We start from the raw sequence: 9,529 nt of genomic DNA, 5'->3' as shown, positions 1-9,529 counted from the left end.
CAGCACGGCCCGGGCGGCTTCGGCCGGGCGCACGCCGCGGGCCGCCAGGCGGCACATGGCTTCGAGCAGGGCGATGTCCTCGGGGGTCCAGCGGCGGTGGTGGCCGGGGGCGCGGCGGGAGGGGCCGATGCCGTAGCGGCGCTCCCAGGAGCGGACCGTGGTCGGGGACACGCCGAGGAGTCGGGCCACGCTCCCGGTCGGCATGCCCGCCTCGTCGGCACCCATCGTGTCCCTCCTCCGGAAGTCCGAAGCGCCCTCGACGTCCCGGCGTCCTTCGCCGTTCCCATGATCCTCTGCCGGGCCCGGGTGTCAGAGCCCGTCGAAGGCCGCCCGCAGCCGTAGGAGCCCGTCCCGCGTGCGGGTCTTCACCGTGCCCAGCGGCACACCCAGGATCCGGGCGATCTCGCGCTGTGCGTACCCGCCGTAGTAGGCCAGCACGAGCGACTCGCGCTGGACGCCGCTCAGCCGGGCGAGCGCGGACCGCACCCGGAGCGCGTCGAAGGTCCGCTCGACCTGCTCGGCGACCGGTTCGGTGGCCGGCTCAAGGACCGGCTGTTCCCGCAGGGCCGCCCGCAGTTCGCGGTCGGCGGCGGCGCGCGCCGCCCTGGCCCGGTCCACCGCCCGGCGGTGGGCGATGGTGAGCACCCAGGCCATGACCGTTCCACGGGCCGGCCGGTAGGCGGCGGCGGTGCGCCAGACCTCCAGCAGCACCTCCTGGGCCACCTCCTCGGCGTGGGCGGGGCTGCGCAGCGTCCGCAGCGCGATCCCGTACACCGGGGTCGCCACGGCCCGGTACAGCCGCGTGTACGCCGTCCGGTCGCCCCGGGCCACCGCCGCGACCAGGGCGCCCAACTCCGCGGCCGACACCGGGACGGGCGCGGCGGGCGCCGGGGCGGGCACTGCGGCGAGGGGCGGGTGGGCTCGCGTGGTCACACCGGCACTGTGCAGCGTTTCGGAACGGCGAGACCACTCGCAGCCTTTGTGCAGCGTTTCGCTCCGGAAGCCCGGCCGCCGGTAATTCGGTTGACCGGCCCGCGCGGTAACGCTGCACTTCGGGGAGCGCCACAACGGGTGGCGCCGGTATCGCGGGGAGGCAGCAGCGCCGCATGGAGATCCGTTCCACGACCGACCAGGACCTCGGCACCTTCGTCGACACCTTCCACGCCGCGCTGGGGCGCTTCCCGGACACCCCGGACGCGAACGGCGGCGGAGTCTGGTGGGCGGCGACCGAGATGGACCGCAATCTGCTCGCCGTGACGGCGGACGGACGGCCCGTCGGCACCGCCGGTGCGCACACCTTCGAGCTCACCCTGCCCGGCCGGGTCGTCGTCCCCGTCGCCGGGGTGACGGCCGTCGGCGTCCTGCCCACCCACCGTCGCCAGGGCATACTCACCGCGATGATGCGGCGTCAGCTCGCCGATCTGCGGGCCCGGGGGGAGTTCCTCTCCGTGCTGCTGGCCTCCGAGGCCGGGATCTACGGCCGGTTCGGCTACGGACCGGCGACGTACACCCAGCGACTCACGGTGCAGCGGCACCAGGCCGCCTTCGCCGCTCCCCGGGCGCAGGGGGCCGGGGCGCCGGTGAGCGGTTCGGTCGAACTGCTGCGGCGGGCCGAGTGCGGGGAGGTCGTGGAGGAGGTCTACGACCGCTACCGCCGCGTCCAGCCCGGCGCGCTGTCCCGGCCGCGCCGCTGGTGGCAGCTGGGCGCGGGGCAGGTCCCGATCGCCCCGACGCCGCGTTACGTCGCCGTCCACCGCGACGCCGACGGCACCCCGGACGGGTACGCCAGCTACTGGATCGGCGACGACACCCTGACGGTGGACGAGACCGTCGCCGTCGACGACGCCGGCTACACGGACCTGGCCCGGTTCGTGCTCGGCCACGACCTGGTCGCCCAGGTCGCGTTCCGTCACCACCCGCCCGACCACCCACTGCGCTGGCAGCTCGCGGACTTCAACGCGGGCCAGCTGAGCAACCACACCGACTGGCTGTGGGTGCGGCTGCTGGACGTACCGCGCGCGCTGACCTCGCGCGCCTGGTTCACGGACGGAGAGCTGGTCCTGGACGTCGACGACCCGTTCCTCGGCGAGCACCACCGGTACCTGCTGACCGTCCGGGGCGGGAAGGCCGAGTGCGTCCCGACGGACCGGGAGCCCGACCTGTCCCTGGACGTGCGGGACCTGGGCGCGGTCTACCTCGGTGGCACCGCCCCGAGCGCACTCGTCCGGGCCGGGCACATCCGCGCCCACCGCCCCGGCGCGGCCGTCCTCGCCGACGCCCTGTTCCGCGCCGAGCGCGCCCCGCACTGCCTGCACTGGTTCTGATCCGGCGGCCGCCGACGGCGATCACGCCGACCGGGATCACGCCGAACGGGATCAAGCCGAACGCCGGCCCCGCCCTTGAACGGGCGGGGCCGGCGTTCGGCTTTCCCGGGGCCACCGCATCGCCCGTAGGGGCGGACCGGTTGCCCTGGAGTACCAGGCCGGTTGCCCCGGGAGGACAGATCGCGGCGTGTTGCGGGCGGGTCGGCTTGGTCCGTTCGGGTGCACGATGCAACAGTGTCCGTCGGGTGTTGACATGATCACGAGATGTGAGGGGGGATGCGGGAGGAGGGGGAATCCGGAGACGAACGGCCCGGAAACGTTCAGTTCCCCGGCCGGATGTCGCTCAGCGTGCCGCTGATGTTGAGGAGTTCGTGGCACGCGGCCGCCTGCTTGCCCGAGGCCGGAGTGCCCGGCGCCTCGCAGGTCACGTTCGCCGTCACGGCCTGGTCCTCGGGGACCTGGATGGGAGTCACCCAGTGGTAGTCCTGGTTGCGGAAGGTCTCCAAGGCGATGGTGGTGATCGTCTTGTTGCCGGCCGTGATGGTCACCACGCCCTGGTCGCCCTGGAAGTTGGCGACCACGATGTCCGTGATGTCGAGGACCTTGCCGTGCGGCACCGGGTAACTGCCCGTCCCGGCGGCGCCGTTCGCGGTCTGCACGTCGATCGTTTCGGAGAACTGCTGCCCTGTCCCCGGCACCGCCGGGCCCGCGCCGGGGCCGCCCTGACTGCCCGGGCCGGCGGTCGGCTTCCCGGCGCCCGGCTTGGTCTGGCCGCCGGGCGTGTTCCCGTTGGAGGGGGCGCCCGACGCGTCGCCGACCGGAGCACCGGCGGGCGGCGTCGGGGTGGCGCTCTGCTGGGCGACGGCCTGCTCGGCGGCCTGCTTCGCGGAGCTGCGCACCGCCGGGCGGACCAGGGCGAACCAGGCCAGCAGCAGCGCGATCAGCGCCGCCAGGAGCGCGAGCAGCCACTTGGGGAAGACCGGCAGCTGAAGGAACTCGCCTTCCAGGACGGGCTTCTGAGCAGGCGCCGGCGCGGCCTCCGGAGCGGTCTCGGGCTTGCCTTCCGTCCCCTTGTCGCCGTCCTTGCCGTTCTTCCCGTCCTTGCCGTCCGTCCGCTCCTCCGGGCCCACCGTCACCTCGAACGGCCAGGTCGCGGGTTTGCCGAACCAGATCAGCTTGCGGGTGCGCGCCTGCACCCGCACCTCTCCGGACTCGCCGGGCTCCAGCCGCAGCTTCTCCGGGGTGACCCGGAACCGCAGGTCCTCGCCCGCCTGTCCGGGAGTGAACGTCACACCGGTGGGAGCGTTCCCGAGGTTGCGCACCGAGGCCCGGTAGCGTCCGCGCAGCCAGCCGCGGCGACGGCGCGGTGCGAGCGCGGCCCGCAGTTCGTGGAACGGCGTCACGGTGACCGTGGTCTCGGGGACCGTCACCAGGTCGGGGCGCTCGACCGGCAGCACCCGGATGCCGAGCGGGAACTCGCCGGCCCGGGTGGCGGGGGAGCGCGGCGGAGCCAGCCGGACCGTCACCGTCTCGGAGGTCCCCGGGAAGAGCGAGACCCGGGCCGGCTCGACCGTCGTCCACGCGGCACAGTCGCCGACCACCTCGAACGTGTAAGCCTCAACGATGTCAAGATCGTTGCGTACCGTCAGGGTCGTGGTGGCCACGCCACCGGGGGCCACCGTCAGTGCGGGCAGGCCGAGTTCGGCGGATGTGGTCATAGCGTGACGGTAGGGCCGTACGGCGCCGAGGGAGAGGGCCGTACGGGCAAGCTGGGGGCACACTCCTTGCCCGCACGGACCGAACGAAGACCCCGCCCGGCGCGGTCGCGAGTCCGGCCCGACTCCGCGTGACCCGCCCCCACATTCCCCCGGCCGGCCTCGCCTCGCGGCGGCCGGCCGTCACCCTCGCAGGATCAGAGAATGGAGTAGTTCGATGACGTCGACCGATACAACCCGTGAGGAAGCCGTCACCAACCGCCGGACCGGGGCGGCGCCGCGGCCCGGCAGTGCTGCCGGGCCGCGCGTCCCCGAGCAGCTGCGCGGCAGGCGGGGCCAGGTGCGGGTGGCGGTGTACGCGGAGGACCTCATCCTGCAGACCGGCGTGGTCCAGCAGCTGCGCCAGCGGCCCGAGGTGGAGCTGCTGAGCGAGAGCGAGGCCGGGCGGGCGGAGGTCTCCCTGCTGGTGGTCGACGCGTTGACCGAGACGGTGACCGAGCACCTGCGCCGGCTGCGGCTCGCCACCTCGGGCCGGATTGGCCTGGTGGTGGGGCACTTCGAGGCCGGCGGGCTGCAGACCATAGTCGAGTGCGGCGTCGCCGCCGTGCTGCGCCGCTCCGAGGCCGACCAGGACCGGCTGGTGCACCTGATCACCGCCCTGGCCAACGGCGAGGGGGTGATGCCGGGGGACCTGTTGGGCGAGCTGCTCGACCGGATCGGGATGCTCCAGCGCACCATGCTCGACGGGCGGGGCCTGACCCTCTCGACGCTGACGGCCCGGGAGACGGAGATGCTGCGGCTGGTAGCCGAGGGCTTCGACACCAGCGAGATCGCCACCAAGACGTCGTACTCGGAACGCACCGTCAAGAACGTGCTGCACGAGATCATCACCCGCCTCGGCCTGCGCAACCGGGCACACGCGGTGGGCTATGCGATGCGGCGCGGGCTGATCTAGGGGCAGCGGTGCCTCGCCCAGTGTGGGCGAGGCACCGCTGAGGCTGGATGTGTTCAGAGGAGCCCGAAGTCGAACTCCCCGGTAGCGACGGCGGCGATGAAGGCTGCGTGGGCCGCCCGACCGAAGGCCAGGGCCGGGCCGGAAGGGTCTTTGCTGTCTCGGACTGCGACGGCCTCGGGGAGGATCGCGTATTCGAGACAGTTCTCGTTGCCGCCGCTGTAGCTCGATTTCCGAAAGGTGAAGCCAGTCGCCTCGGCGTCGGGGTAGTGGGTCACTTGATCAGTTCTCTCTGTGCGGTGATGAACTCGATCGAGGAGTCGACAGAAAGGGCTTCAGCCGTGATCTCCTGGAACTTCGCCCGGTAGAGCTCGACGTCGGCCGGGTCCTCGATCCAGAATCCGGCGAGCATGCCTTCGACGAAGACGACGTCGAGGTCCTTCCGCTGAGGGAATCCGAGCAGGGCGAACGAGCCGCTCATGCCCGGGTGGATCGCCGCACCTGTTGGCATCACCTGGATGCTGACGTTCGCCAGCCGGCTCAAAGTGAGCAGCTTGTCGAGTTGCGGGCCCATGATGTCGGGGCGATTCGCGATGGCTCGGAGCGTGGCTTCATGGATGACCGCCCAGAGCTCAACGGGGTTCGGGCGGGTGAGGATGGACTGTCGTGCCATGCGGACCTGTACGAGGTCGTCAACCGTGCCGGTCTTCGTGGTCCGGAGTCGGTCGATGACCAGCCGAGCGTATTCGGCAGTTTGGAAGAGCCCTGGAATGAAGGAGGGTTCGTAGGTCTTGAAGGTCGATGCCTCGGTCTCAAGCATGATCAGGTCGGTTGCGGACACATTGATCACGTCGCGGTAGCTCAGCCACCAGCCGCGCTTGCTGCCGTCCTTCGTAATGGCGATCAAGCTGGCGCGGAACTCTTCGTCGTCGCAACCGTAGTGGTCGAGGAGCTTGTTGACGTCCTCGATCTTGGCCGCCGTGCGGGCGTTCTCGATTCGGTTCAGCTTGGCCAGGCTCATGCCGGTGGCGTCGGCTGCCGTGTCTGCGGCGATCATCGCTTGCTCCCGGAGCCGTCGCAGCTCCTCGCCCAGCCGACGACGGCGAACGGTTGATACCGCCATGCGGTGCCCCTCCTGACCTATCGGTGGACCAGTCTGCCCTTGCTGGTTGCGTAGGCGCTACCGACGACTGACGGAGGGTGGCACCGAATTCGGGTTCGATATGAGATTTTGCAGATTAGTTTGGTCAGCTTGCACATGTGATGGCCCTGGCGTCATGCTGTGTGTATCTGGCTGAATGCTCTGCGTAACCAACTCTGCGATGCGGCTGCGTTTTTCCGTTCGTCATTCCATCGCTTCGATCGCGGTTTTGATCGATCGATGGTCATCCCTGGAGTCCCACGGAGGTTTCATCGTGTTCCCCCATGAAATCCCCCCTGACTGGTCGGCCGCGCGCGAGGAGTTGCGCGAGGCCATGGCGCGCGCCGGGTGGACGCCCGACCTGGTCGCCGATGCCGAGGTCGCGCTCCTCGAACTGTTCGTCAATGCCTGGCGCCACGGCGGCAGTGCGGCGCCGCTCGTCGTCATCGCGCTGCTCGACCGCGTCCTGCGGGTTTCCGTCAGCGACGGCAGTCCCCTTCTCCCGGCCGAGCGCGACAGCTCCGACCCCTATGCCGTCTCCGGCCGGGGCCTGCACCTGGTTCGCTCGCTCACCCATCGCTTCGGGGCGGAGCCGCGGAAGTCCGGGAAGTCCTGCTGGTTCGAACTGGACGCCGCCGCGTGACCGCCGACCACCGCCGCCCGACCGGGCCGGCCGACCCGGTCATGCGCACCTACACCGAGCCGGAGGTCGCCTCCCTGCTCGACGAACTCCGTGAACGCGGCCGCACGTTCGGCCTCATCCGGCCCTCCCTGGCCACGGACCAGGTGGTCGACGGCCGCGTCCTGGTCCGCTTCGGCTGCGCCCCGGCCAGTACTGTCCTCAACCTCCTCGCGGTCCTCCGTCACTACGAGAAGGCCGAGGCTCCGTGCGACTTCTGATCGACCTCGCCCTTCCTCTCCTCCTGCTCGTCGCCATCGCCGTCGTCGGCCTCGGCGCGGTCGCCGTCCTGCGGATGCCCCACCGCCCGGATCCCATCGCGACCACCGCCCCCGGGCGAGACCGCGACCGCGACCGCCAACCCGTGGGCTGAAGCCCCACCCCGCCCACGCCGCCCGGCCGGGCCCACCGGGCGGCGGAGGCATGCGCAGGAAGTCGACCCGGCCGACTTCCCATGCAACACACACCCCACGCAGACCTGCCAATAACGGTGGGACAGCCGGGCATGCAGCCCGGCTGTCCCATTGACCGCGACGTAACCTGCCCGACCGACCAACCGCACGAGGACCGTTGCATAGGCTGGCCGTCTCATCCGACGCACCGAGACGAGGTCGGCCCATGCGCAGCAGCACCCGGATCCGCCTGGTCGAGCCCATTGACGCGGCCCCGATCGCAGCGCATCGGCGGCGGGACGTCGAGGCCTTTCGGCCATGGGAACCGGCCCAGCCGGACGACTTCTTCACCACGGAGGGACAGGCGGAGCGGATCGACAGGCTGCTGGCCGGATACCGGGCCGGCACGGTCTGGCCGGGCGTGGTACTTGCCGACGACCAGGTGATCGGGCAGGTCACCGTCGGAGGCATCCTGCCTCAGCCGCACCTGCGCCGCGGCTCCGTCGGGTACTGGATCGCCAGTGTCGCCCAGAATCAAGGCCACGCCGGGCGCGCCGTCGGGCTCGTACTCCAAGTGATGACCGACGAACTCGGGTTGCACCGAGCCGAGGCGTCCACCAATCTGGAGAATCTGCCGTCGCAGCGGGTGCTGCGTCGCAACGGGTTCAGCCCGTACGGCGTCGCGCACTCCGCGATCTTTCTCGACGGGCGCTGGCGGGACGGGCTGCTGTGGGAGCGGCTCCTCGGCAACTAGTGTCCGCGCCGGAGATCCGTCGGCGGAATCGGGCGAGGGAGTCGACTTGCCTGGGGCCGGCTCTGCCGGCGGCCACAAGGCGTTTCCGGACCCATGGCCTTGCTGCCTCGACGCGGCCCTGGAGCGCCTTGATCCCGTCTTCCGCGGGGCGACCGGGCAGTCGACGAGTACGACTGCGAGTGTCACTGGGGCAGCGCCGAAGAACTCGCCCTCCTCAAGGTGCCGGGCGTCGAGCTCGATCCCGGCCTCCTTCGACGGACCTGGCAGATCCCCGGCTGGAGCGACCGCGGCGCGGTGCTCCGCCGCATCCTGCCCCCGCTCGCGTGCGCCGTCGTGGACAGCCGATCCGAGTCGTTCGGGTACCGGGACGAGATCGGCGTCTCGCTCGCCCACGGGCGCTGGCAGGAATGGGCCGAGGAACAGGCCACGGCCGTGCGGGAGTTCCTGCACGCGTTCCGGGCCCACAGCCTCGTCACCTCCGCCCCCGCCACGCACCCGCACCAGACCCTCGTCCTGTGCGCCGAGGCCTCCGGCGAACTGAGGCCCGACTACGGCTACTGACCGCGTGGTCGAGCACCATCCACGTGTACGCCGGCCCGGGCGGACCGGGCCCGTGCCCTGTCGGGCGCAGTAGGGTCGCTGCATGCTCCTGTGGATCAACGGCCCGTTCGGCGCCGGCAAGACTCAGACCGCGCACGAGATCCAGTGGCGCCTGACCGGGAGCGTCATCTGCGACCCCGAGCACGTGGGCTTCGGCCTGCACCGGATGATGCCGCCGTCGCTGCGCGGGGACTTCCAGGATCTCCCGGCCTGGCGACAAGGTGTCTTCGAAGTTCTGGACCGTGTTCTCACCGGTCACGACGGTGTGGTGATCGCGCCGATGACGGTCGTGGAGCCGGCGTACTTCCGCGAGACCGTCGGCCGGCTGCGAGAGCGAGGCCATGACGTCCGGCACTTCACGTTGCTGGCCGAGCGCGGGACCGTGCTGCAGCGGCTGCGCGAACGTGGGTTCGGGCATGTCGTGCAGTTCGTGGCCGGGAAGGACGCCCCGCTGCGTCGGGAGAGCTTCGCCGTGTCGAAGCTCGACCTGTGTCTGGAGCGTTTGCGCGAGGAGGAGTTCGCCCAGCACGTGTGGACCGATCGGCTCACGATCCCGCAGGTCGCCGACCACATCGCCGACTCTTCGGGACTGACTCTCGCTCCGAACACCGACAGCGCACTGCGGGGACGCGTCCGCCGAGCCTGGACAGGGCTCAGGCACATCCGGTTCGACTGAGCCCCGGCGGCGGAGGCGCGCACCGGAAGTCGGACCGGCCGACTTCTCCTTCTTACGCGAGGTGCGGGCGGCCTGCCCTTCGGGGACACCGGTTGTTTCCCCCGCCGAGGGTGCCCGGGCTCTCCCGTCGCCCGGCCGGGCCGGGGAGACTGCGGGGGAGACCGCCCCTGCAACCTGTGAGGTCGAGCGTGATCGGCGCCACCGGCACTCCCCGCACCATCCGGCGGCCGGCCCGGGCCGCCGTCGCGGTGCTGCTCGCGCTCGCGACGGCCCTGGTGACCCTGGGCACCGTCGCC

13 protein-coding genes are annotated in these 9,529 nt (G+C 71.3%); 8 read left to right on the top strand and 5 right to left on the bottom strand.

The genetic code is table 11. The annotated features are described in order from the left end of the window. The coding region (locus tag KS423_RS29000; protein ID WP_224282738.1) for a MerR family transcriptional regulator at positions 1–225 on the bottom strand (225 nt) is incomplete at its 3' end. A gap of 84 nt (positions 226–309) precedes the next feature. Next, positions 310–900: a sigma-70 family RNA polymerase sigma factor gene (locus KS423_RS28995; protein WP_374120045.1), complete on the bottom strand. Its 591-nt coding sequence runs from the start codon at positions 898–900 to the stop codon at positions 310–312. A 206-nt stretch (positions 901–1,106) separates the two neighbouring features. Between KS423_RS28995 and KS423_RS28990 the strand changes: the two genes are divergently transcribed. Beyond that, entirely contained in the window at positions 1,107–2,324 is a 1,218-nt protein-coding gene (locus tag KS423_RS28990; RefSeq protein ID WP_224282737.1) for a GNAT family N-acetyltransferase, read from the top strand. Positions 2,325–2,644: 320 nt separating this feature from the next. Here KS423_RS28990 and KS423_RS28985 read toward each other — a convergent pair whose 3' ends face one another. Continuing rightward, entirely contained in the window at positions 2,645–4,042 is a 1,398-nt protein-coding gene (locus KS423_RS28985; RefSeq protein WP_224282736.1) for a hydrolytic protein, read from the bottom strand. 214 nt (positions 4,043–4,256) lie between these two features. On the opposite strand from KS423_RS28985, the gene KS423_RS28980 reads away from it, so the two are divergent. Continuing rightward, positions 4,257–4,994 carry a LuxR C-terminal-related transcriptional regulator gene (locus KS423_RS28980; RefSeq protein ID WP_224282735.1) on the top strand — a complete coding sequence of 246 codons (738 nt, stop codon included), beginning with the start codon at positions 4,257–4,259 and terminating at the stop codon, positions 4,992–4,994. 53 nt (positions 4,995–5,047) lie between these two features. On the opposite strand, the gene KS423_RS28975 is transcribed toward KS423_RS28980, so the two are convergent. Next, on the bottom strand, positions 5,048–5,269 hold the full coding sequence (locus KS423_RS28975) for a DUF397 domain-containing protein (protein WP_224282734.1): 222 nt from the start codon (positions 5,267–5,269) through the stop codon (positions 5,048–5,050). Next, on the bottom strand, positions 5,266–6,114 hold the full coding sequence (locus KS423_RS28970) for a helix-turn-helix transcriptional regulator (protein WP_224282733.1): 849 nt from the start codon (positions 6,112–6,114) through the stop codon (positions 5,266–5,268). Before KS423_RS28970 ends, KS423_RS28975 begins: the two co-directional genes overlap by 4 nt. A 199-nt stretch (positions 6,115–6,313) precedes the next feature. Between KS423_RS28970 and KS423_RS28965 the strand changes: the two genes are divergently transcribed. The 6 genes from KS423_RS28965 (at position 6,314) to KS423_RS28940 (ending at position 9,233) form a co-directional block, all read left to right on the top strand. After that, positions 6,314–6,775, top strand: coding sequence for an ATP-binding protein (locus KS423_RS28965; RefSeq protein ID WP_224282732.1), 462 nt, complete (start codon positions 6,314–6,316; stop codon positions 6,773–6,775). Then, entirely contained in the window at positions 6,772–7,032 is a 261-nt protein-coding gene (locus KS423_RS28960; protein WP_224282731.1) for a hypothetical protein, read from the top strand. The genes KS423_RS28965 and KS423_RS28960 overlap by 4 nt, the downstream gene beginning before the upstream one ends. Then, on the top strand, positions 7,020–7,184 hold the full coding sequence (locus tag KS423_RS28955) for a hypothetical protein (RefSeq protein WP_224282730.1): 165 nt from the start codon (positions 7,020–7,022) through the stop codon (positions 7,182–7,184). The genes KS423_RS28960 and KS423_RS28955 overlap by 13 nt, the downstream gene beginning before the upstream one ends. A 245-nt stretch (positions 7,185–7,429) precedes the next feature. Continuing rightward, positions 7,430–7,957, top strand: coding sequence for a GNAT family N-acetyltransferase (locus KS423_RS28950; protein WP_224282729.1), 528 nt, complete (start codon positions 7,430–7,432; stop codon positions 7,955–7,957). 219 nt (positions 7,958–8,176) lie between these two features. Continuing rightward, positions 8,177–8,518 (top strand): hypothetical protein, encoded by a 342-nt coding sequence (locus KS423_RS28945; protein WP_224282728.1) that lies wholly within the window; start codon positions 8,177–8,179, stop codon positions 8,516–8,518. An 82-nt stretch (positions 8,519–8,600) separates the two neighbouring features. Beyond that, on the top strand, positions 8,601–9,233 hold the full coding sequence (locus KS423_RS28940; RefSeq protein ID WP_224282727.1) for an AAA family ATPase: 633 nt from the start codon (positions 8,601–8,603) through the stop codon (positions 9,231–9,233). The last annotated feature ends 296 nt before the right edge of the window (positions 9,234–9,529 follow it).

Origin of the sequence: Streptomyces sp. LS1784 (assembly GCF_020103755.1) — a bacterium.
Taxonomy (GTDB): Bacteria; Actinomycetota; Actinomycetes; order Streptomycetales; family Streptomycetaceae; genus Kitasatospora.
This window is presented reverse-complemented; position numbering and strand designations above follow the sequence as displayed.